The following is a 25,246-nucleotide window of genomic DNA, read 5'->3' on the forward strand; positions in this document are numbered from 1 at the left end:
GGGAGGTCGACTGAGCGACATTGCCGCGTCCGTCCTTCAATCGGGGTATGGCAGGCCATAGCGGTCGCGGATCGTCGCGGCTTCATAGTCGCGCGGGTAAACCCCACGATCCTGCAGTACCGGAACAACTTGTTCGACGAATTCAGCGATATCATCGGGCGCCCGTGGCGGCTGTAATGTGTAGCCATCCACTGTGCCATCCTGCCAGAGGTCGATAATGCCGTCCGCTACCTCTTCCGCCGTGCCGAGCAGCAGCCGGTGGTGCCCTTCCGAGCGGCGTACGGCCTCGCGGGCAGTCAGTTTTTCATGGGTCAGAAGATCGGAAAGGCCAAGGCCAATGCCTACCGCCCATTGCCGGTTCTGATCGGGGATGAAACGCTCGGCATCGAGTTTTGCGTCGGGGTCGAAATCGCGAGGCTCTATGCCGTTTTCTCTGGCGAAACGTGCCAGGAGACCGTCTTCCGAACCGGCGCCGCTGTAGAGTTCGTGTTTACGCAAGGCTTCCTGCCGGGTTTCGCCGAGAATGACGACGAGGCCGGGAACGATGCGGATGCCAGAGGGATCGCGCCCGAGGGAGACGGCGCGGTCGCGGACCTTCTTGCCAAAGGCCTGCCCTGCGGGACGTGACAGAATATTGCAATAGATGATCTCGCCATGGCGTGCCGCGAGATCAATGCCGCCTTCGGAGGCGCCGGCCTGCGCGATAACGGGATGCCCCTGCGGCCCGCGCGGAACGTTGAGGGGGCCTTTGACATGGAAATATTGCCCCTCATGATCGATGGTTTCGGCTGTCGCCGCATCCCAGAAGCGGTTCTCCGGCACGTCGCTCTCGCGGCGGGGGTCCCAGCTAGACCAGAGCTTTTTTGCGACATCCAGGAATTCGGTAGCCTTGGCATAACGTTCGCTGCGCGGCGGCAGCGGGTCGTTGCCAAAATTGGCGGCAACATTGGGATTAAAGGAAGAAACGATATTGACGATCAGCCGGCCGCCGGTGACGAGATCGATGGATTGAGTTCGTCTGGCGAAATTATAGGGCGAATTGTAGGTGGAGGACACGGTTGCCACAAAGCCGATATCCGGCACCTGTGCGGCAAGCGATGTCGAGAGGATGAGCGGATCAATGGTGTGGAACGGCCGGCTTGCCGGGTCGGTCAGCAGTGCCGGGTGGTCGGAAAGGAAAACGGCGTCGAACCGGCCCTTATACGCCAGTTCCGTCAGTCGTCGGTAATATCCGATATCGTTTATATCGTGCCGGTCTCCGCTCCGATATTTCCAGGCATTGGCGAGATATCCTGTCGTGTTGATGCCGACGTTGAGATTGAGCCGGCGTTTGGTCTTGCTCATGCTGCCACTTTTTCTTTCGGGTCTGTTGGATTATCGGCCTGTATGGCCGCGCAATTGCGGGAAGCGTAACAGCCGGGGGGCCGGTCGCGAGTTAAAAATCCTTGCTGTGTGGAGAAGAAAAACTTTCGTCTCCAGTTTCACCCGCGCGTGGTCGATCTGATCGATGCCCGACAAAAATCCCAGCGAAATCCTGCTTTTATCGAAAGGATATTCCGCCATGCGGCGCATGAGCTGGTAAGATGGAAACGAATTTCCTCAATCGCGTTTGAAATAGTACACTTTATCTATAGAAAATGTTTTATGGCGTGTAGCGTGCCGTCCAGATCGCAATTTCGAGGACGAACGCCATGGCCAACGCCGCTCTTCGCCAGGGAACCCAACCCGTAACGGTGTGGTATACACGCTGCCCGGCGCCCACGCCGCTTTCCATCGCAACGCAACTGGGCTGGATTGAGCAGAGTTTTGCCAACCACGGCATCTCCGTTTCGTCCATTCGCGATGCGGCCGATCCAGCCATTCGCCAGAGTCATTTTGATCATCGGCTGGACTGGTCGTTCCGTCAGGGCGGCAACATCCCACCGATCTGGGCGAAATCCGGTGGCCGGAAAACACGGCTGGTGGGGCTGACAAGAACCGACGAGTTCCAGGCCGTCATTGCCTTGCCCGCAAGTGGCATAAGCAAGGGAAGCGACCTGAAGGGGCGGCGCATCGGTCTGCCGAAGCGCCCGGACGAGATCATCGATTTCCAGCGCGCCACCTCGCTTAAGGGCATCGTGTCGGCATTGACGGTCTCGGGGCTTTCCATCGCAGATGTCGAGCTTGTCGAGCTTGCCGCCAAAGAACCCGTGCTGCTCGGCCCGACGGAGGAACGGTTCCACGGTCTGCGCCGGCGGCTTCCCTATGGCGAGGAAATCGCAGCATTACACCGGGGCCAAATCGATGCATTTTTCGTCAAGGGCGCGGAAGGCGTCACTGTCGCTAATCTCATCGCCGCCCAGGTCGTGGTATCGACGGGTTTTCACCCTGATCCGAAGATCCGCATCAATAACGGTACGCCGCGTCCCCTGACCGTGGACGCCACTTTTGCCGATGAGCGTCCGGATCTGGTAGCGGAACTGGTGGCCACGGTTCAGCGCGTTGCGGATTGGGCAAATGACAATCCGGGGGAGGCCGTGCGTTTCATCGCTCGCGAGATCGGCGTCAGCGAGGAGGCGGTTCTCGCTGCGAATGGCCCGGACGTATATCGCAATCTGAGACTCGATCTCGATCCGGCTGAGCTGGATGCGCTCAGTCACTTCAAGGATTTCCTGCTGCAATGGAAATTCATTCCCGAAGATTTCGATGTCCAGGACTGGGCCGATCCACGCGCCCTTTCTGCACCGCAGGATACCGCGCACCATATTGTTGGGAGATGATAACGTCATGGCAGCCATCATTCTTGTAACGGGTGCAACGGGCAAGCTCGGGCAAAGGGTCGTCAGCCGTCTTTTGCAACGTCAGGCGGAGGTTCGGGTCCTGACCCGCCGGCGCGAAGACGCGCTGAAGCTGTGGGGCGACAGGGTCGAGATTGCGGAGGGTAATTTTTCCGATCGGGCCAGCCTGAAGGCGGCGGCGCGGGGGACCGACAGGGTGTTTCTGCTTTCGCCCATCGGGGAGACGCTGGCGGCAGACCAGAAGACGGTCATCGATGCCGCTCTCTCCGCCGGTATATCGCGGATCGTGAAAATATCCGGTTCCGACTGGACTATTGGAAATGCTGCACGCTCGATTTCGGGAGCGGCGCATGGCGAGGTGGAACAATATCTGGCGGCAAGCGGCATCGCGCATACGGTGTTGCGGCCGAACGCCTGGATGCAGGTTGCGCTGGAGCCTGCTGTCGCCGCGCTTCGCAAAGGCGAGGACGTGCCGGCCCGTTTCGGCGATGCGGCGGTCTCCTTCATCGATGCCGACGATATTGCCGATGTCGCTGTACAGGCTCTGGCTTCAAGCGCACCGCTCGTCGGCCCATTGGTGCTGACCGGACGCGAAGCGCTGACGGCGCTGGAAATTGCCCGCATTGCGGCCCGTATCCTGCATCGGCCCGTTGGCGTTTCGCACCATGCTGCCCCCGTCTTTCCGCCGCATATCGGCGCTTTCGAACAGACGGCGATCGGTGAATTCGGAGAACTCATCCGCGAAGGTTTCGCCGCATCCATCACCGACGCCATCTACCATATCACCGGCCGCCAGCCCCGCAGTGTCGAAGATTATCTGCGCGCGCGGCTGGCGACTGCCCCACAGGGCGATCATTCCGAGGGAGAAAAGACATGGCGCTGACTGTTCCATTACCCGAAGATTCTGAGCTCAAAGGTCTTGAGCTGAAAGGCCCGGCTGATTTCGACAACAGCCCGCTCAGTCGCGCCATAAAGCAGCCCCTGATGCTCGGTCTGTTCCTCAATCTGCAGGATATCAATTTCTCCAGCTTGCCGACCAGCAACAGCTGGACCTTCGATTACAATGTCGAGCTGGTGAAGCGTGCCGAAGAGCTCGGTTTCGAAATCGCCTTTAGTCGCACGCAATGGCTGCCGAAGGGTGGTTATGACGGTGAATCCTCGCTTGACAGTTTCATTGCGCTTGGCGCGATGGCGGCGGTGACGAAGAGCATATTGCTGATCTCCACCATCCACGTTCTTTACGGGCCCCTGCATCCGCTGCATCTCGCCAAATATGGCGCGACGCTGGATCATATCGCCAAAGGGCGCTGGGGCATCAACATCGTCACCGGCCACCGTGCCATCGAACATGAAATGTTCGGCTGGCAGCGGATCGATCATGACAAGCGTTATGACATGGCGGGGGAATTGTTCGATGTGCTCCACCGCCTTTGGGGAGAAACCGAAAACTTCACTTATGAAGGCAAGCTCAACCCGTGGGCGATCAACAATGGCTGGATCACGCCGAAGCCCGCCTTCGGCCGCCCCCCGCTGGTGACAGCGACGGGTTCTCCCGCCGGTATCGATTTCGCCGCCCGTCATTCCGATCTGGTTTTCGTCACTTCGCCGGGCGGTGCGCATATAGACAGTGCGCTCGAAGCGCTTCCCGATCATGTCGCCACCATCAAGAACCGCGCCAAAGCCTATGGCCGGCAGGTGAAGACGATCATCAATCCGATCATTGTCAGTCGCGATACGGAGAAGGAGGCGATCGCCTATGCCGATGCCATCGAGGCCGGAAAGCCGCAGCCCGGCACGCGTGCTTTCGCCACCAACAATTACGACAGCGACGCCCATGCCTGGCGCGGACGCGGTGATGCACGCCACAAGCAGGGCCGCAATCTCGGAGGCAATATCGAAATCATCGGTTCGCCCGAGCAGGTGGTCGAGCAGCTTGTCGGCCTGAAAAAGGCGGGGATCGACGGCGTTCAGCTGAATTTCTACGATTTCCGCGAGGACCTCGATTATTTCGCCGAGCGTATTCTGCCCTTGATGAAGGAGGCGGGCCTGAGGCTCTGACGCCTTTCCAGCCCTGATTTTCCTATCCGAACCCAATCCTTCGCAATCGTCTGATTGCGAAAACGATGTTGTTTGCCCTGAGGAGATACCGTGAATATCGCCGTCGATCCCGTTAAGACACCCGCCCCTAAAATCATCGACCGGATCGGGACCTATGTTCCCGAACTCGTCTCTATCCGCCACGACCTGCACCAGCATCCCGAAATCGGCTTCGAGGAGGTGCGCACGTCAGGCATCGTCGCTGAAAAGCTTGCTTCCTGGGGCATCGAGGTTCATCGCGGTTATGGCAAGACCGGCGTGGTTGGCGTGCTGCGCGGCCGTCATGCGGGCAATCGCTCCATCGGGCTCCGGGCCGATATGGATGCCCTGCCGATGCCCGAGGAAACCGGACTGCCCTATGCATCCGTCTACCCCGGAAAGTTCCATGGCTGCGGGCATGATGTGCACACCACCATCCTGCTCGGCACCGCCCGTTATCTGGCGGAAACCCGCGATTTCGCCGGCACGGTGGTGTTCATTTTCCAGCCTGCCGAAGAGGGACTGGGCGGCGCGCGCGCCATGATTGCCGATGGGCTGTTCAAGGATTTTCCGGTCGACGAGATTTACGGGCTCCACAATTCCACCCATGCCGCGCCCAATCACCTCAAGGTTTCGCCGGGCACCATTCTGGCTGGTGCGGATTTCTTTGACATCCGGCTCAAGGGCCGGGGTGCTCACGCCGCGCATCCCGATGTCTCCCGCGACCCGGTGCCGGCAACGGGTGAGCTGATCCAGGCGCTGCAGACCATCGTCAGCCGCAACGTATCGCCCACCGATCCCGCCGTGCTGTCGATCACGCGCATCGAAGCTGGATCAGCCTATAACGTCATTCCCGAAACGGCCGCGATTGCCGGAACAGTGCGAGCCTTTTCCGACAGCGTGCGCGAAACCATAAGGGGCCGCATCCGCACCATCTCGGATCACATCGCTGCTGCCTATGGCCTGACTGCTGAGGTGGATATTCGCGACATATTCTCGGTCCTCACCAATGATGACGCGTCAGTGGAAATCGTTGCCGGCGTGGCGCGCGAGGTTCTGGGAGACGAGCGCGTTTCCACCGAGCCCGGCCGCTTCATGGGCAGCGAGGATTTCGCCGATCTTTTGAAACACGCACCGGGTGCGTTTTTCACCCTTGGCCATTCCGGCACGGTACCTGCCCACAATCCCGGTTTCATCGTTGACGACGACATCCTGCCCGTCGGGGCGACCCTGTTCGCGCGGCTGGTGGAAACTCGGCTGAAACCTGCCTGAAATTTAAAAAACAAGTCTGTAAGAGGAAACATCCATGGATATTACAAGACGTAAGACATTGCTTCTGAGTGCCGCCCTGGCCGGAGCCACATTGCTGCCATCCCTGCCGACGCTGGCGGCGGAAACGCCGAAAAAGGGCGGGATCGTCACTTTTGCAGGTCTCGGCGAGCCAACGACGCTGGTGCCGCTTTCCGATTCCAATACGCGCACCCGCGCCATTTCCACGAAAATCCTCGAGGGTCTGGTGCGGTTCGACAGCGAGTTCAAACCGCATCCGGTTCTGGCCGAAAGCTGGGAAACATCAGCCGACGGACTGCGCTACACTTTCAAGCTGCGCAAGGGTGTCAAATGGCATGATGGCAAGGATTTCACATCGCAGGACGTCAAATTTTCGTTGCTTGCCTTCAAGAAGGTCGGGCCACGGGGGCGCATCACCTTCGCCAATGTTGCCGATATCGAAACGCCTGATCCGCTGACGGCCGTGGTGGTGCTTTCCAAACCCGCACCTTATCTACTGCGCGCGCTGACGGGCGGAGAAACGCCCATATTGCCGGCCCATGCCTATGCTTCGGAAAACTACAATGAAAGCCCGAACGGCAATGCGCCAATCGGCACAGGCCCCTTCGTGTTCGAGGAATGGAAACGCGGAAGCTATGTGAAGCTGAAGAAGAACCCGGATTACTGGCAGGCCGATCTGCCCTACCTTGATGGTTTCGTGGCACGGTTCGTCGCTGATGCGGCTTCCACCACCATTTCCGTCGAGACGGGTGAGGCGGATTACACCGCCGATGTCTCCTACAGCGATCTTGAGCGCCTGCGGCAAAATCCGAAACTGGCTGTGGAGGTCTATACCGACGCTTATCTCAACAATGCGGCCGTGTTCGAGTTCAATCTGGAGAACCCAATTCTGGCGAAGAAGGAGGTGCGTCACGCGCTGGCCCACGCCATCGACCGCGATTTCATCAATGACGCCATCTTCTTCGGGACGGCGAAACCTGCCGGTTCCAACATCCCGGCAGTCTTCACCGCCTATAACGACGAAAAGCCTTTCACCTATCCCTTCGATCTCGCCAAGGCGAATGAGTTGCTGGACAAGGCCGGCTACCCGAAGGGCGCGGATGGCACCCGCTTTTCGCTGCGGCTCGCCTTTCTGCCGTCCGACGTCTTCCGTAAAACGTCCGAATATCTCCGCTCATCCTTCGGCAAACTCGGCGTGAAGGTGGATATCGTCGAAGGCGATCTCGCCACCTTCATCAAGCGCGTTTATACCGAGCGCGGTTTCGACCTGACGGTGAATGGCATCAGCCGGTTGTTCGATCCGACGGCGGGCGTGCAGCGTCTTTACTGGTCCGATGGCATCAAGAACCCCGCGCCTTATGTCAACGCCGCCCACTATAACAATCCTACGGTGGACAATCTTTTCCGGGCGGCCGCCATCGAGGTTGATGAAACGAAGCGGGCCGGGCAGTTCCATGAGATCCAGAAAGTCGTCGGAGATGAGCTGCCGAATTTCTCGATCGTTGCTTTGCCGACCGTCATTCTACGCAACACCAGCCTGAAATCGCTCGTGACGACCATCGACATTGCCTATGGCGATCTGGCGACAGCCTGGAAAAGCGAGTGAGGACAGAAATCCAATAACCCTGCGCGTGAGAGTTATGACGAACTTTTCTCCGCATTCAACGTCATCCTCGGTCTTGCACCGAGGATCTCCCAAGGCATCCTACGCCTTGTAGATCGCAGATGCTCGAGACAGGCCGGAGCATGACGAAGGAGAGGTTTTACGCCAACAGCATCTCACCAGAACCCGGCAATTCTGCCGGGTTTTTTATTGCCGAAACCCACCCTCCATCCTGTTTGCACCTTCGCGCGGCAAGCCTGTTTCAGGGAAAAACTTTGCGCATGAGACAGATCGGGTGAAACAGCGATGCCATCCACGAAAATTTAGAAAAAATCAATTTCATCAATAATTTAGCGCAAAGCTTTTCTTCGTTTCCAAGCAAGAATTGCTTTCTGGACCCGCGCTATGGCCGCCTGCACTGTGAGCTGGAAATCTCACCCTCACATGATGGATGCCATGGCCAAGGATACGCTTTTTTTGATCGCTCCCGGTTTTGAAGACCCCAAGCACCCCGGTGTCCGGTTCGTCTGCCCGCATTGTAACCAGATCGAGGGTCTGCTCGCCGCGTTTCCTGACCTTGCCGCTGGGATCGACGTCCAACGCGTCGGGTTCCAGCGCCCGCGTGAGGCGGTTATCGCCGCCGTGGGGGAGGAAAATCAGTCGCTGCCGCTGTTGATCTTCGCCGGCGACGCGCCTGCCGACGTCACGGTCAAGGGCGAGACGCATTTCATTCAGGACACCAAACGCATTTTGCAAATCCTCGCCGAGCGCCACGGGTTCCCGCAGCTGCACTGAGTTGCCGCACCCCGCATATCGGATTTTTCGGAGATAGATATGACCATTTCCAGACGCCAGTTTCATAAGATCGCACTTGCTGCCGGCGCATTCGTGGCGCTCCCGGGCGGTTCTTTCGCCGCGGCCGAAGAGCCGGTTTCGGGCGGCACGCTCAAGATCGTTTATTTTCCTGAGCCGACCCAGCTCGTGGCCATCAATACCAGTGCGGGCGGACCGCAGTTCATCGGCTCGAAGATTTATGATGGGCTTCTGACCTATGACTATGAGCTTTCTCCGAAGCCGAGCCTCGCCAGGGAATGGAGCGTATCGGGGGACGGACTGGAATATGTTTTCCACCTCCAGCCGAAGGCCAAATTCCATGACGGCAAACCGGTAACATCGGCGGATGTGGAATTTTCCATCCTGCGGCTGAAAGAGGCCCATCCGCGCGGTCGGGCGACGTTCGCGAATGTCGAACGCGTCGATACTTCCGATCCGCTGGTCGCGAAGGTGAAGCTCTCCAAGCCGGCGCCGGGCCTGATCACCGCGCTCGCGTCGTCTGAATCGCCAATCGTGCCGAAGCACATCTTCGAAACCTTCAAACCGACCGACAATCCCAAGCCTGCCCAGATCATCGGCAGCGGCCCCTTCGTGCTCAAGGAATGGGTGCCCGGCAGCCATATCCTGCTGGAGAAAAATGCCGACTACTGGGATGCGCCGCGCCCCTATCTGGAGCGCGTCATCATTCGCCTCATCAACGATGCGGGCGCCCGCGCGGCGGCGCTGGAAACCGGGGAAGGGGATATTGGCCCCAACCCTGTGGCGCTCGCCGATCTGGAGCGGCTGAAAGCAATCCCGACACTGAAGGTGGATGACCGCATCTATGCCTATGCCGGCCAGCAGAACCAGCTGGTCATCAATCTGGAGAACGAATATCTGAAGGAACTGAAGGTCCGGCAGGCTATTGCCCACGCCATCGATGTTCCGGCGTTGATCGATACCGTGCTTTACGGTTACGCCGTGCCATCGCCGACGCCGATCAGCCCCGGTCTTGCGAAGTTTCACAATCCCGATATCGGTTTTGCCAAGTTCGACGTCGCGCAGGCGGAAAAATTGCTGGATGAGGCGGGTTTCCCGCGCAAGGAGGGCGGCAAGCGCTTCAAGCTCCGCGTCACCACCAACCCGTTCAATCCGCAGACCTATTCGGATTTCATCGCGCAGGCGCTGTCGAAGATCGGGATTGAGGCCGATATCCAGAAATTCGATTTCGGCACCTATGTGAAGGTGGTCTACACTGACCGCGCCTGGGACCTTTCGGTGGAATCCCTGTCCAACACTTTCGATCCGACGGCCGGCGTCCAGCGCGTCTACTGGAGCAAGAACTTCAAGATCGGCCTGCCATTCTCAAATGCCAGCCACTACGCCAATCCGGAGGTGGATCGGCTGCTGGAAGCGGCGGCCGTGGAGCCTGACATCGAGAAACGCGCTGCCTTCTTCAAGGAATTTCAGGCCGTTGTCGCGAAAGATCTTCCCGTCATCAATCTCGTCGCACCCATCCAGCCGGTCGTCGGCAGCGTGCGCATCAAGGATTATGCGACGGGGGCCGAAGGTCTCGGCGGCAATCTGGCCAGGGCATGGCTGACGAAGGAGGCGTGAGCCGCCGCAGTTGGTTCTTAGAGCAGTGAGGTCATTTCCATGAGCAGAAAATCCGAAAAGCTTGTTCTCAACGCCTTCATCTATCCGGGCGGACATCACGAAGCGGCCTGGCGGCATCCGGATTCGGAGCCGCACCGCGTCACCGATATCAGGCTTTATCAGGATATCGCCCGCAAGGCCGAGGCGGCGAAGCTGGATGCGATCTTCTTTGCCGATGCGCCGGTGCTGGATGCCAATATCCGCTATGCCGCCCGCCACCGGCTGGAGCCGATCACCATGCTGGCGGCGCTCGCTGCCGTCACCGAAAAGATCGGCTTCATCGCCACGGCGTCGACCACCTATTATGAGCCCTATAATCTCGCCCGGCTGTTTGCCTCTGTTGATCATATCAGCGGCGGCCGTGTGGGCTGGAACATCGTTACGACCTCGGCGGATGCGGCTGCCGGCAACTTCAATCTTCAGAAGCATCCGCCGCATGCCGATCGTTACCGTCAGGCCATCGAGTTCGTCGATGTGGTGACGAAGCTCTGGGACAGCTGGGAGGATGATGCCATCGTCGCCGACAAGGAAAGCGGACTGTTTGCCGAAACAGACCGCATCCATCCCGCCAATCACGATGGCGAATTTTATCGGGTGCGGGGCGCACTGAATGTGCCGCGCTCACCGCAGGGCCGGCCAGTCTATGTTCAGGCAGGCTCCTCGGAGGAGGGCCGCGGTTTTGCCGCCCATTATGCCGAGGCAATCTTTACCGCGCATCAGACTCTGGAGAGTGCGCGGTCTTTTTATTCCGACATCAAGCGGCGTGTGGCAGCCACGGGGCGCAATCCCGCCCATGTGAAAATCTTACCCGGCATCAGCCCCTTCATCGCATCAACCGAAGAGGAGGCACGAAAACTTGAGGCCTCCTTCAACGATCTCATCCAGCCAGCATTTTCGCTTGGGCAATTGCAGCGCATTACCGGCATAGACCTGTCATCGGCCGATCTCGACCGACCGCTGCCGCAGGAGGCCGTGGAAGCGACGCGCGCGCAGGCGAACAGCAGCCGCCATCAGCTGGTTCTCGACGTCATCGACCGTGAAAACCCGACGATCCGGCAATTGCTTCACCGGCTTGCCGGCGGGCGAGGTCACAAGGTCATATCAGGCACACCGGAACAGGTAGCGGACTGGATAGAGACCTGGTTTCGCGAGGGTGCTGCCGACGGATTCAATATCATGCCGCCATGGCTGAATGGCGGGTTTGATCTCTTCGTGGACGAGGTGGTGCCGATCCTCAAACAACGAGGCCTCTTCCGCGAGGATTATGAGGGCGACACGCTGCGTGATCACTATGGCCTGCCACGGCCTGACAATATTTACGTGGCGAGAGAGCCGCAAAAGGAACGCGCCTGAGGTGGGGCGGGCGTGTTCAGGCGGCGGCTTCAAGGGAGCGCATATCCTCGCGCAACAGGGCGAGTAGAGATGCGATCTCCGGCAGCCGCCGCCTGTCAGGACTGGTCAGGAGGTGATAGCGGCTGGCGGTCGGCTGCGGCGAGCCAAAAGGAGCGATCAGGCGGCCGCTTTTCAGTTCTTCCGAAATCAGCGAATGACGCACCAGGCCTATGCCGTGCCCGGATGAGATCGCTTCTATCAGCGCGGTCTGGCGTGAAAAACGCGGACCAGTTGCGGAAAGCCTGAGCGGAATGCGGCAGGCGCGAAGCCAGTTCGCCCACTCAAACGCCGGGTCAAGGCCATTACCACGCAGCAGCGCAAAGCCGATATCACGCAACCGCTCCGGTTCGCCTGCAAGGCCATGGCGGGTTGCAAAATCCGGGGTGCAGACGGCGCTGACGGTGTCGGGAAATAGCGGTTCATGAATGAAGCCGGGAATTTGGGCGGCGGTGGCGACGATGGCGCAATCGGCATCAAAATGGGTGAGATCGACGGTATCGCCCTCGATGGATTCGATCGAAAGTTCGACGTCTCCGAGAGCCGGAACGATGCTGCCCAGCCGCGGCGCCAGCCAGCGGGCGGCAAAGCAACCTTCCGCCAGAACTTTCAACTGCGGCCGCGCATTCGAAACCATCAGGTCGGAAAGACTGCCGATCATGGTCTCGAAAGCATCCGCCAGACCGGGATAAAGCGCGCTGCCGGCATCGGTCAGCACCAATTCACCGCGCTGGCGGCTGAAAAGCGGCTGGCCGAGATGGGTTTCGAGAATGCGGACCTGCTGTCCGATGGCAGCGGTCGAAACATGCAGCTCCTCCGCCGCGCGTGAGAAGCTGGCGTGGCGGGCAGCCACGACAAAGGCGCGCAGGGCCGTCAACGGCGGCAGCCGGGAAAGCGTCGGCAGGCGAAAAGCTGTCCGGCCCCCGGCGGGAGCGACAAACTCCGTTCTCATTGCTGCTTCTCCTTTGGCGGCTTCCGCACAGTCAGAACACCCGGCCTTCCCTGAGATGTGTCGTGGTGCCGTTGAGATAATAATCACCGATCACCCGCGCCTTGTGGGCAAGCGGATTGTGATTGTAGACCGTGCGGATATTGCGCCAGTGGCGGTCGAAATTCCGGTCGCTCGATGTCGCCGAGCCGCCGCCCAGTTCATAAAGGTTGGTGGCAACGGTCAGCGACAGCTGCGAGGCAATGATCTGGGTGCGGGCAGTGGCGAGCGAGCCTTCCAGCAAGGCCGCCTCGATCGCCTCTTCATCGCCGGTGGCGAAGGCGGCCGCGGTGCGGTCGAGCGTTCGGGCTGCTTCGCGGATAAGGGTTTTCACCGCGAAGGCGCCGGCGCTGATTTCGCCGAGCATCTTTTGCACGAAGGGGTCCTGATTGGCGGTTTCGGCACTGCTGTGAAGCGTGGTGCGCGCCTGGCGCAAAACATACTCGACACCGTCATTCAGCGCGCCCTGAACGGCGCCGGCGGCCGAGGCGGCAAGGTGCAGCTGCCGCATGGCCGAACTGTGCCGGCCAATCTGGCTGCCGAGCTTACGGGTCGTCAATTCATGCGGCAGAACCTCGATATTCTCCAGTAGCACGCCGCCGCTCGCTGTCATGCGCTGGCCCATGCTGTCCCAGTCATCGAGGATGGTGATACCCTGGCGATCAAGCGGAATGAGCACGCCGATTGGTTGCTCGTCATCGCCGATAGCGCTGAAAGTGCCAAAATCGGCAAAGGCGGTGCCGGTTGCATACCATTTGCGACCGTTCAGCCGGTAACGGTCGCCATCGGCGCTGAGCCGTGTGGTGATTTCGCCGGGGCGCTTGGTGCCCTGTTCGGTGCTGGCACCGGCGAAAAGCTTGCCCGCAAGCACGTGTTCGAGATGCCGCCGGTCTTCCAGCTCGATGGGTGCGAGAGCGAGGTTTTCGGTAAAATTGAAATGGCTGCGAAGCGCGTGCGGAATATTACTGTCGGCTTCGCCGAGGATCATCAGCACCTCGATATAGTCCGCAATCGAGCCGCCCGGTCCGCCCTTGGCTTCGGGAATACGCAATGTACCGATCTTCGCCTCCTTGATGAGGGCGAAGATATCGTAAGGAAGTTCCCGCTGGCGTTCGCGGCGGGCGGCATCCTTTGCTGCGATAGCCGCAATGTCCTTTGCCCGGGCCAGAATCTCGTCACGGCTCGGTACGCCGGAATTGTCGGTGGTGGTTGTCTGCAGTTTCGGAGTGGACATTGCGGTTTTCCCTGAGCGGATGTGAGGGCCTGCGGCACAGCGCGCCGCAGGCATGTTCTTCTGGACGATCAGGCGACCGCGCGCGGCTTGAGCGCCGGGCGGTGCGCGGCTTCAAGATTGCGCGGCACACGGCCTTCGACGGGGTGGCTCGGATCGTTGAAACCGGGTGTGGAGGGATGGCCTGTCGTGACGAGGCTGTCGACCAACGCTTCATCTTCCGCATCGATCTTCACATCGAGTGCGCGAATATATCCGTCCCAATGCTCTTCGGTGCGCGGGCCAGTGATGGCGGCGGTGACGAACTTATTGTTCAGCACCCAGGCGAGCGCAAAATCCGCCGCTGAAACACCTTTCGAAGCGGCATGGGCCGCGACCTTCTGGGCGATCTCGACCGATTCCGGACGCCATTCCGTTTCCAAAACGCGTTTGTCGCCACGGCCAACGCGGGTATCGGCGCCGGGCTGTTCGCCAGGCTGGTATTTGCCGGTCAGCACGCCGCGGGCGAGGGGCGAATAGGAGACTACGCCAAGGCCGTAATGATTGGCCGCCGGCAACTGTTCGGCTTCGGCCGTGCGGTTGACGATGTTGTAGAGCGGCTGGCTGGCAACCGGCCGGTCGATGCCGAGCTGGTCGGCCAGATGCGAAATTTCGGCGATGCGCCAGCCGCGGAAATTCGACACGCCGAAATAGCGCAGCTTGCCGGCGCGGATGAGATCGGCGATGGCGCGAACCGGCTCTTCCAGCGGCGCATCGAACACGGCGCGGTGGAAATAGAGGATGTCAATGTAATCGGTGTTGAGGCGGCGCAGCGAATTTTCGACCGTTTCGATCACCCATTTGCGCGAATGGCCGCCAAGGTTCGGGCCCTTGGTATGGGAGTTGACGAATTTCGTCGCCAGCACCCAGTGATCGCGACTGTACTTGATACCGCGACCGACGACTTCTTCCGACTTGCCGTCGTGATAGACATCGGCGGTGTCGATGAAATTGATGCCCTGTTCGCGAGCCTTGTCGATGATGCGGAAGGCCACGTCATCCGGCGTCGGGCCTCCGAACATCATCGTGCCGAGGCTCAGCGGTGAAACTTTCAGCGCGCTGCGTCCGAGATAGCGATAGTCGACCATTATGGTTGCTCCTTCAGTTTATTGGGCATGGTGGCAGGCCACGGCGTGGTTCTTGCCGAAAAGGGTATAGTCAGGTGCTTTTTCGCGACAGAGATCGGTGGCGAGCGGGCAGCGTGTATGAAACCGGCAGCCGGATGGCGGATTGTGCGGGCTCGGCAGATCGCCGGAAATGGGGGCCGCCTGCTTGCGGCGGGCGGGATCGGGAACGGCGGCGAGAAGCGCGCGGGTATAGGGGTGTTTCGGGGATGCCCAGAGTTCCGATGTGGGCGCGCTTTCGACGATCTTGCCAAGATACATGACCAGCACACGATCGGAAAAATAACGCACCACGGAAAGGTCGTGCGAGACGAAGAGATAGGACAGCGAAAGCCGCTTCTTCATCTCCACCAGAAGATTGAGAATCTGCGCCTGTATCGAAAGATCGAGCGCCGAGACCGGCTCGTCACAGACGACCAGTTCCGGTTCCAGAACAAGTGCGCGGGCAATGCCGATACGCTGGCGCTGGCCGCCCGAGAATTCATGCGGATAACGGTCGAGTGAATCCGCCGGCAGGCCCACCTGCGCGACGATGGCTTCAACGATCTCCCGCTGGCGGGCCCGGTCTCCTATGCCGTGGACCTTCAACGGCCCGGTAAGGATGGTGCGCACCGTCTGGCGGGGATTGAGCGAGGCAAAAGGATCCTGAAAGATCATCTGGATGCGGCGGCGAATGCCGCGCAGTTCGGACGATGTCATTGCGGTCACATCCGCACCCTTGAAGGTGATCCTGCCGGAAGACGGTTCGACCAGTCGCATCAGGGACTTGCCGAGCGAAGACTTGCCGCAACCGGATTCGCCCACCAGGGCAACGGTTTCACCCGCCTCGATATCGAGCGACACGTCATCGACGGCGCGCACCGTGCCGCGTCCGCCCGTATAATGGGTGGAAAGACTATGCACCGACAAGAGCGCCATTGGGTATCTCCTGAGATGTTGGAGCAACGAAGGGGCAGGCGGCGTAACGGCCGTCTGAAATCTGCCTCAGCGGTGGTACATACTGCCCGCAGAAGCCGCGGGCGCTCGGACAGCGCGGCCGGAAGGCGCAGCCGCGTTCCCCCGTGGCGGAAACGATGGAGCCGGGAATTTCGATGAGCGGCCCATCGCGATAATGCTGGCCGTCTTCGGCGCGCGGCGAGGCGGCAAGCAGGCCACGCGTATAGGGGTGGTAGGGATTGGAGAAAACCGGTTCCGGCAGCCCTTCCTCCACCTTGCGTCCGGCATACATGACCATCACCCGGTCCGCCCATTGCGCCACGATGCCGAGATCGTGGGTGATGAGGATGACGGCCATGTTGAGATCACGGCGCAGATTGTCGAGCAGCTGGAGTATCTGCGCCTGTATCGTCACGTCGAGCGCCGTCGTTGCCTCGTCGGCAATCAGCAGTTTCGGATTGCAGGCAACGCCGATGGCGATCATCACGCGCTGACGCATACCGCCGGACAGCTGGTGCGGATAATCATCCACTCTAAGGCTGGCATCGGGAATGTTGACGAGGTCTAGGAGCTCAATGGCCCGTTTGCGGGCCTGATGTCGATCGATCTTCTCATGGATGCGCAGCACCTCGATGATCTGTTCGCCAACGGTCAGAACCGGGTTCAGCGAGGTCATAGGCTCCTGAAAGATCATGCCGATATCGCGACCGCGAATGCCGCGCCATTGTTTTTCCGAAAGCGGCAGCAGATCGCGCCCTTCGAGCAGAACCCGCCCGCCCGTCTTGGCGTGGGAGGGCAGGAGGCCGATCAGGCCGAGCGCCGTCAGGGATTTGCCCGAGCCGCTCTCTCCGACGATCGCGAGCATTTCACCGGGGCTGACATCGAAACTGACGCCTTTGACGGGCTGGGCAGAGCCGAAGCTGACGGAGAGATCATGGACTTCAATCAGTTTGCTCATCGGCGTTCCTCCGAAAAACGGGGGTTGAGCGCATCGTTGAGGCCATCGCTGATGAGGTTCAGCGAAATGACGGTGAAGACGATGGCGAGGCCGGGAAGGGCGGTCAGATACCAGGCGGTACGGATGACATCGCGGCCGGACCCGATCATCGAACCCCATGAAACGCGGTTGGGGTCACCAAGGCCCATGAAGGAAAGTGCTGCTTCCATGAGGATTGCGCCCGCCACCATGACCGAGGAGGTGACGATGATCGGCGGCAGCGCGTTGGGCAGGATTTCCTGAAACACGATGCGCGCATGGCCGTAACCGAGGCTGCGCGCGGCAAGCACGTAGTCCTTCTCGCGGATGGCGCGGAATTCCGCGCGGGTGAGGCGTGCCACCAGTGGCCAGGTGATGATGCCGATCGCCGAGGTGACCGTGGTGACTGAAGGCTGGGCGATGGCGACGAGCACGACCAGCAGCACGAAATTCGGCAAGGTCTGGAAGATTTCGATGAGCTTGACGAGGATATCGTCAATGATGCCGCCGAAATAACCGGCGAAAGCGCCAACCGCGATGCCGATGGTGAGCCCGATCAGTGTCGCCACGACACCGACGGTGAGTGAGATGCGCGCACCATGCACGATGCCTGCCAGAACATCCCGGCCCATGGAATCTGTGCCAAGCGGATAGGCCGCGTTCTGGCCGGGCCACAGGAACGGGCGGGCCACCATTTCCAGGGGATCGCCGGGATAGATCAAGGGGGCGATCAGCGCGGTAACGATGACGGTCGCGAGAAACAGCAGCCCTACGATGGCGTTGGGATTGGTGAGGAAGATTTTCAGTTCCCGCCGCAGGCCGCGCCGGGGCACGGAAACGGAGCGGGCCGAGAGCGCATCCGGCGCATGGATATAGGGCCAGGTCTTTTCTTCGGGCTTCTTCGGTTTGGGGCTGGTTTCTTCAGCGCCGAGTTCGGCCGTGTCGAGAACCGCTGATGTATGGGAGGAATTCATCGGCTTTCTCCAATGCGGGGGTCAAGCCATGCCTGCAACAGGTCCACGGCTGCATTGACGATGATAACGACGAGGGAGGAGAGAAGCAGAATGCCGAGCAGAACGCTGAAATCCCGCGCCATGACGGCTTCGAAAGCAAGGCGGCCAAGGCCGGGCCAGCTGAATACGGTTTCGACCACGACAGCACCACCAAGCAGGCCGCCAATATGCATGCCGGCCATGGTTGTGATGGGGATCAGCGCATTGCGCAGAATGTGGCGTGTGGTCAGCCTGATCGGTGAAACGCCCTTGGCACGAGCGGTGCGCACATAGTCCTGCGACTTCACCTCCAGCATCGCCGCGCGAGTGAGGCGGGCGTAGATCGCCAGAAAATAAAGTGCCAGCGACAGGGCGGGGAGGACAATATAGCGCAGCCGGTCCAGCAGGGCGGAAAACCTGGTGAGGCTGCTGCCAATGGTGCTGTCGCCACCCGAGGGAAGCCAGCCGAGCTTCACCGAAAAGGTAAGGATCAGCATCAACCCGATCCAGAAACCCGGTACGGAATAAAAGATCAACGAGCCGATGGAAATGATCCGATCAGGCAGCTTGCCGGAGAAAAGCGCCATGATGGAGCCGAGAAACACGCCGACGAAAATCGCAATGCCGAGCGCCGCGCCCATCAAGGCAAGCGTGCCCGGCAGGCGCTGACCGATGAGATCAGCCACCGGCATGCCGTAGCGCGGCGAAAATCCGAGGCTGAACTGGGCGAGATTGCCGAGATAATTCATCAGCTGGTGCAGGACCGGCAGGTCCAGCCCGAAACGATTGCGGATTTCCGCCATGGTTTCGACGGTCGCCGAACCCGCTTCCGCAGCCAGCACATCTGCGGCATCGCCCGGCGCTAACTGCAGCAGGAAGAAGTTCAGAATGACGATACCGAGAACCGTCGGGACGGCCTGAATGGCCACCCGTTTCGCCTGCGATAAAATCCTTTTCGAATTTGACATCGGCTCCAGTCCGCAATCGTTAAAACATAAATCCGCTGGTGAAGGCACCGACATTAGTTGACTAATTTTATGGAATTTGTCAAAGAGTAATAGAATTATTTTCTGAAATTTACGGAAAATAGCGCCATAAAGAAAAGATAATTCCCATTATTGAGAATGGTTGGTTCACTATCCCAATCTCGTCTCGTCCGAGGAACAAACTTCTTCCCAAGCGCAAGAGTTCAGTTTCGCCGGTTTTTTGCCGGTTCAATCAAGGAGAGGGTATCGCATGACTGTTTTCAACCAGACGACGCGGCGGGGATTTCTGCTGGCGTCGGTCGCCCTTGGCGTGGTGTCTTTGCCTGGGCTGAAGCTTCGCGCGGCAGAGCCTGCCAGTGGCGGAACAGCCACGTTGCTTATCTCGTCGGAACCGCCGGTGCTGACGACGATTGCGCACACGGCCTATAATTCCGTCTATATATCACCGAAGGTCACCGAGGGTCTGCTGACCTATGATTTCGATCTCAATCCCAAGCCGCTGCTGGCAAAATCATGGGATGTGAGCGCGGATGGCCTGCGTTACACCTTCAAGCTGAGACCCGGCGTTAAATGGCATGACGGCAAGCCCTTCACATCCGCCGATGTGGCGTTCTCCATCAACGCCATCAAGGAAGTGCATCCGCGCGGCCGCAACACATTCCTCAATCTGACTGCCGTCGAGACGCCGGACGAGCTGACGGCGGTGCTGGTGCTTTCCAAGCCCGCGCCCTACCTCATTACGGCGCTCGCCGCCGCTGAAACGCCGATCGTGCCGAAACACCTCTATGAAGGGACGAAAGTGACCGAAAACCCGGTCAATCTCGCACCCGTTGGCACCGGCCCGTTCAAGTTCAAGGAATGGGTACGCGGCAGCCATATCGTTTTCGAGCGCAATGCCGATTATTGGGATGCGCCGCGCCCTTATCTCGACAAGCTCATCGTACGCTTCATTCCTGATGCTTCCGCCCGCGCGATTGCCATTGAAACAGGCGAAATCGATCTCGCGCCCAGCACCCCGGTTGCCTATAGCGATCTCGACCGTTTGAAGGAGCTTCCGAGCCTCGGCTTCGAGACCAATGGCTATCAATATACCAACTCGATCAGCCGCGTGGAGTTCAACCTTGAAAAGGATGTCTTCAAGGACGTTCGCGTGCGCCGCGCTTTCGCGCATGTCATCGACCGCAACGTCATCTTCAACACCGTCAACTATGGTTACGGCGCGACGATCACCGGGCCGATCAATCCGAAGCTCACGAAATGGTTCGTGGATGATCTGAAGACCTATCCGATCGATCTGAAGGCCGCCGAAGCGCTGCTCGATGAGGCCGGATACAAGCGTGGTGCCGATGGCATCCGTTTCAAGCTCAATCTGGATTACGTGCCGAGCACCGAGGCCTATCCGCGCGGCGCAGATTATATTCGCCAGGCGCTGGCGAAAGTCGGCGTTGATGTGACAGTGCGCACGCAGGACTTCGCCACCTACACCAAGCGTATCTACACGGATCGCGACTTCGATTTTGCCTATGAGGGCATGAGCAATCTCTTCGATCCGACCGTGGGTGTGCAGCGGCTTTATTGGTCAAAGAACTTCAAGAAGGGCGTGCCTTTCTCCAATGGCGCGGCTTACAGCAATCCCAAGGTGGATGCACTTCTTGAAGCGGCCGCCATCGAGATCGATCCCGACAAGCGCGTTGCGCAATGGAAGGAGATCCAGCAGATCCTCGTCGAGGATGTGCCGGCCATCGACATCGTCGCAGCACCTGAAATCACCATCTACAACAAGCGTATCGCCGATCACACCATCGGTGCCGAAGGTGTGGCGGGAAGCCTCGCCTTCGCGCATATCGCCGCATCCTGATCGTCTCACCAGACCCGGCTCGCCCCTGCGGCGGGCCGGGATGTCTCCCTTCAGCCGACGGGCGCCGCAGCTTCGCTTTCCGGTGCCATCGTTTCATTGAGGCCATTCCATGAGCACGTCACTTTCTGAAATCTGGTACACACGCTGCCCGGTGCCCACGCCAGTGGGGCTCGCGGCGCAGCTGGGTTATCTCGAGCAGACCTTCAAAGAGGCCGGCATAGCGCTGAAATCCATCATCGACTCTCCTGACCGTTCCGTTCGCCAGAGCCATTTCAACCACACGCTGGAATGGTCGTTCCGCCATGGCGGCAATGTGCCGCCTATCCGTGCCCGCTCGGAAGGGCGTTATACGCGTCTCATCGGGGTGACGTGGACGGATGAGTTTCAGGCGATCATCACCCTGCCGGAAACCGGTATCCGTTCGCTTGCCGATCTGGTCGGTCGCCGTTTCGGCGTGCCGCGCCGGCCGGAGGGCATCGTCGATTTCATGCGGGCGACGGCGCTGAAGGGCATCGTTTCGGCGCTCTCGCTGGAAGGGCTGAAGGTCGAGGATATCGAACTCAAGGATATTGTCATCAAGGATTCGGTGCTCGCCTCGCAGGAAGGGCCGTCGCTGTTCGGCCTGAAGCGCCGGCAATCCTTCGGCGAGGAGGTCATCGCGCTCCTGCGCGGCGAGGTCGATGCGATTTTTGTCAAGGGAACGGCTGGCATTGCCGCCGCGAACCTGATCGGTGCGGTGCAGGTTGCGGAGTTCGGTTTTCACCCCGATCCGAAGATACGCATCAATTCCGGTTCGCCCCGGGTGTTGACGGTGGATGGGCGGCTTGCCGATGAGCGTCCCGATCTGGTCGAGCGGCTGGTTGCTGCCATCGGCAAAGCCTCGCTCTGGGCGGAGCAGCACCCCGAGGAGACGCGTCGTTTCATCGCGCGTGAGGCTGGCGCGACGGAGGAACAGGTTCTGGCCGCCAACGGCGCGGAGGTTCACCGCCATCTTGGCCTTGGTCTTGATGCCGACCTTGTCGGTGCCGTGGGCCATTACAAGGACTTCCTGCACCAGTGGGGCTTCCTTGAAAACGACTTCAATCTTGGCGCCTGGATCGATGATCGTTTCGTTACGGCGAACGAAAGGGCGGTGGCATGAGTGTTGCACTTTCCGCCGTTCCGAAGGCGCCGGCGCAGCGAGCGGATCCCGTGGCAGTGGCAACCGCGCTGGCCGAAGATTTCAGCCTGACGGCTGCGGACCATGACAAAAGCGGTGAATTCGCTGCGGGTAATTTCGAGGCGCTTTTCAAATCAGGCCTGCTCGGTCTTGTCACGGCTGAGAAGGATGGCGGCTGGGGCGAGGGCATGGAAACGACCCATGCCGTCATCACAACCATCGCCAAGGGCGATCCATCGACCGCTCTCATCCTCGCCATGCATTATAGCGTCCATGCCGCGATCCGGCGCGGCAAGTGGCCAGCGGTACTGGCCGCAAGGGTGCTGGCCGCCAATGGCCGGGAATTGGCACTCCTCAACAACGCGCAGGCAGAGCCGGGTGTCGGTTCGCCGGCCCATGGCGGCCTGCCGGAAACAACGGCGCGAATTGAGGGCGATGTCTGGGTCGTCAACGGCCGCAAGAGCTTCGTGACTGGCCTGCCGGGCCTGAAATGGGCGATCGTGCTTGCCGTGACGACGGAAGAGTCGCCGCGCCTCATCCAGCTTCTGGTTCCTCTCGACGCGACTGGAATCACCCAGGAAAAGGCATGGGAAGCGACCGGCATGTACGCCACCGCCAGTCACGATCTGGTGTTGGAGGACGTCAGGGTGCCACTTGCCGATATCGTGGCCGAGCAACCGGCGGATGAGCCGCTGCGGCGCGATGAAGTGGACGGTTACAATTTCTTCGTGCTGCTGGCTTCCGTCTATCACGGCGTCGCGCTCTCGGCGCGGGACGATCTGCTGCGCCATCTTAATGGTCATGTTCCGGCGAGTCTCGGGGCACCGCTGTCCTCCATCCCCCGCATTCAGGAAGGTCTCGGTCAGATCGAAGTATTGCTGGCGGCGAACAGACGCCTGCTTGCGTCCGTCGCCCGGGATATCGATGTGGGGGAGAGAGTGGGAACCGATGCACTGGCCGTTCGCCATGTCGTGATTGACAATGCGGTGGCGGTGACGGATCTGGCTCTGGAACTGGGCGGCAATCGCGGCCTGCGCCGGGACTACCATCTTGAGCGCCATCACCGCGATGCCATCACGGCACGGGCGCACGCGCCGCAGAGCCATATGATCCGCACGATCCTTGGCCGCCAGAGCATCAAGGCAGCCGGTGGCTGACCGGAGAAGGCATTGGGCGGCCCTGTTTCAGCAGGGTCGCCCGGCAGCGTCACCGCATCAATCCCGCAGCAGCGGCAGCAGCCTGTCGCCCTGTCGCTCAATTTCTTTCAGATAGGGCGTATCGGACAGCACGAAATGGGTGATTCCCAACTCACGATACTTCTTGAGCGACGTTGCGACATCTTCCGCTGATCCTACAAGCCAGGTCGTCCCGGCGCCGCCGCCACCGAATTTGCCCGGAGCGGTGTAAAGATTGTCGTCCAGCACGTCGCTCTGCCGGTGCAAGTCCAGAAGGCGGCGCTGGCCGACTGCGACTGCCTGAAGATGGTCGTTCCAGCGCACGCCATTGTTTGCGGCCATCTCGGCAACCTTTGCTTCCGCATCGCGCCACGCCTCGGCGGTCGTTTCGCGCACCAGCGTGGTGATCCGCAGGCCGAATTGCAGCGGCGGCAGATCGCGGCCGAGCGTTTCACTGAGGTACCTGAGCCGTTCTATCCGCTCACGCACACCGGCGAGCGGCTCTCCCCAGAAAAGCTGCACGTCGGCCTCGGTTGCGGCAACCTGCTCGGCTGCTTCGGAAGCGCCGCCGAAATAGAGTTTGGGATGCGGCCTGCCTTCGCGCGGCGCGATGCGCGGCAGGACAGTGGAGTTCTTCACCCGGAAATGCTCACCTTCGAACGAGACGTTTTCCTCCGTCCAGAGCCGCCGCACCAGCCGCATGAATTCTTTCGTGCGGGCATAACGCTGCGCCTGATCGCCTTCTTCGTCGCCATAGGCCGCAAGCTCATCCCTGCCGGAGACGATGTTGATCCTGACCCTGCCACCCGAAAGCTGGTCGAGGGTGGCGGCTGCCGATGCGAGGTTGGCCGGTTTCCAGTAGCCGGGGCGGATGGCGATCAGCGGTTCGAATGTGGTGGTGCGCGCAGTAAGCGCCGCCGCCACCGTGAAAGTGTCGGGTCTTCCCCAACCCGTGCCGACCAGCGCGCCTTTCCAGCCATGGGTTTCAAGCGCCCTGGCATGGCCCGTCAACGTGTCGAGACTGTTGTGATTATCGCTGACGGCATCGCCACGGTGACCGGGTTTGACGTCATTGGGGATGTACCAGAGAAATTCGCTCGTGCTGCTCACATTATCCGCCTGAATTTTCGTTTGTGGTGCGGCGGAGCGGCTCTGCGAAAGCCCGGCCTCTGCCACTTGGGCTACGGGAAGCGCAAGCCTACCCACGTGCGAGAATGGCAAAGCGGCGACGGCCCGGCGAAGCAGCGACGTTTCTTTTGTTGTCCGGCAGAGGAAAAGCTTTCCGTCTGGGAAGCCTAAATTGCACATATTTTCTATATAAAAAATTTGAGGAAATGATTTCCTCTGACGGACATTATCTTGGGAACCGAGAACGTATTTTCTGAACTATCGGATTTGTCTGGATCGTTTTTTCTCGTGCATCCAAAAGGTGAGCAAGGCGATAGTCGACTGGAATCATAAAATTCACCATGCTTGGTGCACTCGCACACAACCTACGGAGCAGGCATGTGTACCACCTTGATTGTTCCTGGCCTGAATGGTTCGGATGAAGGGCACTGGCAGCGACATTGGTTGCTGGATGATCCCGATGCCCAACTGGTCGATCAGGACAATTGGCAATGCCCGGTTCTCGACGACTGGCTTGACCGTCTGGAGGCAGCGCTGGCGACCGTCGAAAGTGCTTATATCGTCGCCCACAGCCTCGGTTGCCTGTTGGTGGCGAATATGGCGTCTCGACCCTCCGCCGCAAAGATCAGGGGCGCGCTTCTGGTTGCACCCGCTCATCTCGACCGCGTGGAGGCGATGCATCCCTGTATTGTGCGGTTCGGCGCATTTCCGCAGCAGCCGCTTGCTTTTCCGAGCCTCGTCGTGGGCAGTATGAACGATCCCTACATGGATGCCGAAGAGCTTTCGCGCAGTGCCAGCCTGTGGGGGAGCGATCTCATCAATCTCGGCGCCGTCGGGCATATCAATATTGCCAGCGGCTACGGACGATGGCCCGAGGGTTATGCTCTGCTCGAACGGCTGAAGATGGGTAACGCACCCGCAAAGGCGGGGACCCGATCGAGGTCGAACACACTGAGTGCGCTCAGTGATGCGTATTTTTGAAGAGAAGAGTGGTCGTTTGCGGTCCATGTACTGCCATTGGCCGTCGGAAACGGATTTTTTCCCTCACGC

General features: G+C 60.0%; 21 protein-coding genes. 12 read left to right on the forward strand and 9 right to left on the reverse strand.

Translation table 11 applies throughout. The features are described 5' to 3' along the window. Positions 1-36 precede the first annotated feature (36 nt). Complete coding sequence (locus tag BLU28_RS11110) at positions 37-1,344, reverse strand: NtaA/DmoA family FMN-dependent monooxygenase (RefSeq protein WP_077985688.1); 1,308 nt, start codon at positions 1,342-1,344, stop codon at positions 37-39. 347 nt (positions 1,345-1,691) lie between these two features. On the opposite strand from BLU28_RS11110, the gene BLU28_RS11120 reads away from it, so the two are divergent. From BLU28_RS11120 to BLU28_RS11155, 8 genes are all read left to right on the forward strand, one after another. After that, positions 1,692-2,759: an ABC transporter substrate-binding protein gene (locus BLU28_RS11120; protein WP_006698445.1), complete on the forward strand. Its 1,068-nt coding sequence runs from the start codon at positions 1,692-1,694 to the stop codon at positions 2,757-2,759. Positions 2,760-2,766: 7 nt separating this feature from the next. Continuing rightward, positions 2,767-3,660, forward strand: a complete 894-nt coding sequence (locus BLU28_RS11125; RefSeq protein ID WP_077985687.1) for an NmrA family NAD(P)-binding protein — start codon at positions 2,767-2,769, stop codon at positions 3,658-3,660. Continuing rightward, a complete protein-coding gene (locus BLU28_RS11130; protein ID WP_077985686.1) occupies positions 3,651-4,835 on the forward strand; it encodes an LLM class flavin-dependent oxidoreductase in 1,185 nt (394 codons plus the stop codon). The genes BLU28_RS11125 and BLU28_RS11130 overlap by 10 nt, the downstream gene beginning before the upstream one ends. A 90-nt stretch (positions 4,836-4,925) precedes the next feature. Next, the gene (locus BLU28_RS11135; protein ID WP_077985685.1) at positions 4,926-6,125 is read left to right on the forward strand and encodes a M20 aminoacylase family protein; all 1,200 of its coding nucleotides are present in this window, start codon (positions 4,926-4,928) and stop codon (positions 6,123-6,125) included. Positions 6,126-6,159: 34 nt separating this feature from the next. Beyond that, positions 6,160-7,749, forward strand: a complete 1,590-nt coding sequence (locus BLU28_RS11140; RefSeq protein WP_077985684.1) for an ABC transporter substrate-binding protein — start codon at positions 6,160-6,162, stop codon at positions 7,747-7,749. A gap of 441 nt (positions 7,750-8,190) precedes the next feature. Beyond that, positions 8,191-8,541 carry a DUF3088 domain-containing protein gene (locus BLU28_RS11145; RefSeq protein WP_077985683.1) on the forward strand — a complete coding sequence of 117 codons (351 nt, stop codon included), beginning with the start codon at positions 8,191-8,193 and terminating at the stop codon, positions 8,539-8,541. Positions 8,542-8,580: 39 nt separating this feature from the next. Next, positions 8,581-10,176, forward strand: coding sequence for an ABC transporter substrate-binding protein (locus BLU28_RS11150; RefSeq protein WP_077985682.1), 1,596 nt, complete (start codon positions 8,581-8,583; stop codon positions 10,174-10,176). Positions 10,177-10,215: 39 nt separating this feature from the next. Then, complete coding sequence (locus BLU28_RS11155; RefSeq protein WP_077985681.1) at positions 10,216-11,568, forward strand: LLM class flavin-dependent oxidoreductase; 1,353 nt, start codon at positions 10,216-10,218, stop codon at positions 11,566-11,568. 16 nt (positions 11,569-11,584) lie between these two features. Here the strand turns inward: BLU28_RS11155 and BLU28_RS11160 are convergent, their stop codons facing one another. The 7 genes from BLU28_RS11160 to BLU28_RS11190 form a co-directional block, all read right to left on the reverse strand. Continuing rightward, on the reverse strand, positions 11,585-12,556 hold the full coding sequence (locus tag BLU28_RS11160) for a LysR substrate-binding domain-containing protein (RefSeq protein ID WP_077985680.1): 972 nt from the start codon (positions 12,554-12,556) through the stop codon (positions 11,585-11,587). Between the two features lie 31 nt (positions 12,557-12,587). Continuing rightward, complete coding sequence (locus tag BLU28_RS11165) at positions 12,588-13,826, reverse strand: acyl-CoA dehydrogenase family protein (RefSeq protein WP_077985679.1); 1,239 nt, start codon at positions 13,824-13,826, stop codon at positions 12,588-12,590. Between the two features lie 68 nt (positions 13,827-13,894). Beyond that, a complete protein-coding gene (locus BLU28_RS11170; protein WP_077985678.1) occupies positions 13,895-14,950 on the reverse strand; it encodes an aldo/keto reductase in 1,056 nt (351 codons plus the stop codon). A gap of 18 nt (positions 14,951-14,968) precedes the next feature. Continuing rightward, entirely contained in the window at positions 14,969-15,904 is a 936-nt protein-coding gene (locus BLU28_RS11175) for an ABC transporter ATP-binding protein (protein WP_006698435.1), read from the reverse strand. Further along, entirely contained in the window at positions 15,882-16,880 is a 999-nt protein-coding gene (locus BLU28_RS11180; RefSeq protein WP_077985677.1) for an ABC transporter ATP-binding protein, read from the reverse strand. The genes BLU28_RS11175 and BLU28_RS11180 overlap by 23 nt, the downstream gene beginning before the upstream one ends. Next, positions 16,877-17,872: an ABC transporter permease gene (locus BLU28_RS11185; RefSeq protein ID WP_004445477.1), complete on the reverse strand. Its 996-nt coding sequence runs from the start codon at positions 17,870-17,872 to the stop codon at positions 16,877-16,879. The genes BLU28_RS11180 and BLU28_RS11185 overlap by 4 nt, the downstream gene beginning before the upstream one ends. Continuing rightward, entirely contained in the window at positions 17,869-18,858 is a 990-nt protein-coding gene (locus tag BLU28_RS11190; protein WP_077985676.1) for an ABC transporter permease, read from the reverse strand. Before BLU28_RS11190 ends, BLU28_RS11185 begins: the two co-directional genes overlap by 4 nt. 268 nt (positions 18,859-19,126) lie before the next feature. On the opposite strand from BLU28_RS11190, the gene BLU28_RS11195 reads away from it, so the two are divergent. The 3 genes from BLU28_RS11195 to BLU28_RS11205 all read left to right on the forward strand — a co-directional run bounded on the left by BLU28_RS11195 (position 19,127) and on the right by BLU28_RS11205 (position 23,050). Continuing rightward, positions 19,127-20,734 (forward strand): ABC transporter substrate-binding protein, encoded by a 1,608-nt coding sequence (locus BLU28_RS11195; protein WP_037091315.1) that lies wholly within the window; start codon positions 19,127-19,129, stop codon positions 20,732-20,734. 109 nt (positions 20,735-20,843) lie between these two features. Continuing rightward, complete coding sequence (locus BLU28_RS11200; RefSeq protein WP_064263466.1) at positions 20,844-21,875, forward strand: ABC transporter substrate-binding protein; 1,032 nt, start codon at positions 20,844-20,846, stop codon at positions 21,873-21,875. Next, positions 21,872-23,050 carry an acyl-CoA dehydrogenase family protein gene (locus BLU28_RS11205; RefSeq protein ID WP_064263465.1) on the forward strand — a complete coding sequence of 393 codons (1,179 nt, stop codon included), beginning with the start codon at positions 21,872-21,874 and terminating at the stop codon, positions 23,048-23,050. The genes BLU28_RS11200 and BLU28_RS11205 overlap by 4 nt, the downstream gene beginning before the upstream one ends. A gap of 57 nt (positions 23,051-23,107) precedes the next feature. Here BLU28_RS11205 and BLU28_RS11210 read toward each other — a convergent pair whose 3' ends face one another. Continuing rightward, positions 23,108-24,178: an LLM class flavin-dependent oxidoreductase gene (locus BLU28_RS11210; RefSeq protein ID WP_060942336.1), complete on the reverse strand. Its 1,071-nt coding sequence runs from the start codon at positions 24,176-24,178 to the stop codon at positions 23,108-23,110. Positions 24,179-24,574: 396 nt separating this feature from the next. Here BLU28_RS11210 and BLU28_RS11215 point away from each other — a divergent pair, with 396 nt between their 5' ends. Beyond that, positions 24,575-25,177 (forward strand): alpha/beta hydrolase, encoded by a 603-nt coding sequence (locus BLU28_RS11215; protein ID WP_064263464.1) that lies wholly within the window; start codon positions 24,575-24,577, stop codon positions 25,175-25,177. The last annotated feature ends 69 nt before the right edge of the window (positions 25,178-25,246 follow it).

Source organism: Agrobacterium pusense, from assembly GCF_900102105.1.
Lineage (GTDB): Bacteria > Pseudomonadota > Alphaproteobacteria > Rhizobiales > Rhizobiaceae > Agrobacterium > Agrobacterium pusense.

Bases quoted from the DNA above. Each gene is read 5' to 3' on its own strand.
- BLU28_RS11130 (WP_077985686.1), top strand. From the start codon at position 3,651: ATGGCGCTGACTGTTCCATTACCCGAAGATTCTGAGCTCAAAGGTCTT.
- BLU28_RS11155 (WP_077985681.1), top strand. From the start codon at position 10,216: ATGAGCAGAAAATCCGAAAAGCTTGTTCTCAACGCCTTCATCTATCCG.
- BLU28_RS11205 (WP_064263465.1), top strand. From the start codon at position 21,872: ATGAGTGTTGCACTTTCCGCCGTTCCGAAGGCGCCGGCGCAGCGAGCG.
- BLU28_RS11175 (WP_006698435.1), bottom strand. From the start codon at position 15,904: ATGGCGCTCTTGTCGGTGCATAGTCTTTCCACCCATTATACGGGCGGA.
- BLU28_RS11180 (WP_077985677.1), bottom strand. From the start codon at position 16,880: ATGAGCAAACTGATTGAAGTCCATGATCTCTCCGTCAGCTTCGGCTCT.
- BLU28_RS11150 (WP_077985682.1), top strand. From the start codon at position 8,581: ATGACCATTTCCAGACGCCAGTTTCATAAGATCGCACTTGCTGCCGGC.
- BLU28_RS11145 (WP_077985683.1), top strand. From the start codon at position 8,191: ATGATGGATGCCATGGCCAAGGATACGCTTTTTTTGATCGCTCCCGGT.
- BLU28_RS11190 (WP_077985676.1), bottom strand. From the start codon at position 18,858: ATGTCAAATTCGAAAAGGATTTTATCGCAGGCGAAACGGGTGGCCATT.
- BLU28_RS11185 (WP_004445477.1), bottom strand. From the start codon at position 17,872: ATGAATTCCTCCCATACATCAGCGGTTCTCGACACGGCCGAACTCGGC.
- BLU28_RS11160 (WP_077985680.1), bottom strand. From the start codon at position 12,556: ATGAGAACGGAGTTTGTCGCTCCCGCCGGGGGCCGGACAGCTTTTCGC.
- BLU28_RS11165 (WP_077985679.1), bottom strand. From the start codon at position 13,826: ATGTCCACTCCGAAACTGCAGACAACCACCACCGACAATTCCGGCGTA.
- BLU28_RS11125 (WP_077985687.1), top strand. From the start codon at position 2,767: ATGGCAGCCATCATTCTTGTAACGGGTGCAACGGGCAAGCTCGGGCAA.
- BLU28_RS11140 (WP_077985684.1), top strand. From the start codon at position 6,160: ATGGATATTACAAGACGTAAGACATTGCTTCTGAGTGCCGCCCTGGCC.
- BLU28_RS11200 (WP_064263466.1), top strand. From the start codon at position 20,844: ATGAGCACGTCACTTTCTGAAATCTGGTACACACGCTGCCCGGTGCCC.
- BLU28_RS11110 (WP_077985688.1), bottom strand. From the start codon at position 1,344: ATGAGCAAGACCAAACGCCGGCTCAATCTCAACGTCGGCATCAACACG.
- BLU28_RS11215 (WP_064263464.1), top strand. From the start codon at position 24,575: ATGTGTACCACCTTGATTGTTCCTGGCCTGAATGGTTCGGATGAAGGG.
- BLU28_RS11195 (WP_037091315.1), top strand. From the start codon at position 19,127: ATGACTGTTTTCAACCAGACGACGCGGCGGGGATTTCTGCTGGCGTCG.
- BLU28_RS11120 (WP_006698445.1), top strand. From the start codon at position 1,692: ATGGCCAACGCCGCTCTTCGCCAGGGAACCCAACCCGTAACGGTGTGG.
- BLU28_RS11170 (WP_077985678.1), bottom strand. From the start codon at position 14,950: ATGGTCGACTATCGCTATCTCGGACGCAGCGCGCTGAAAGTTTCACCG.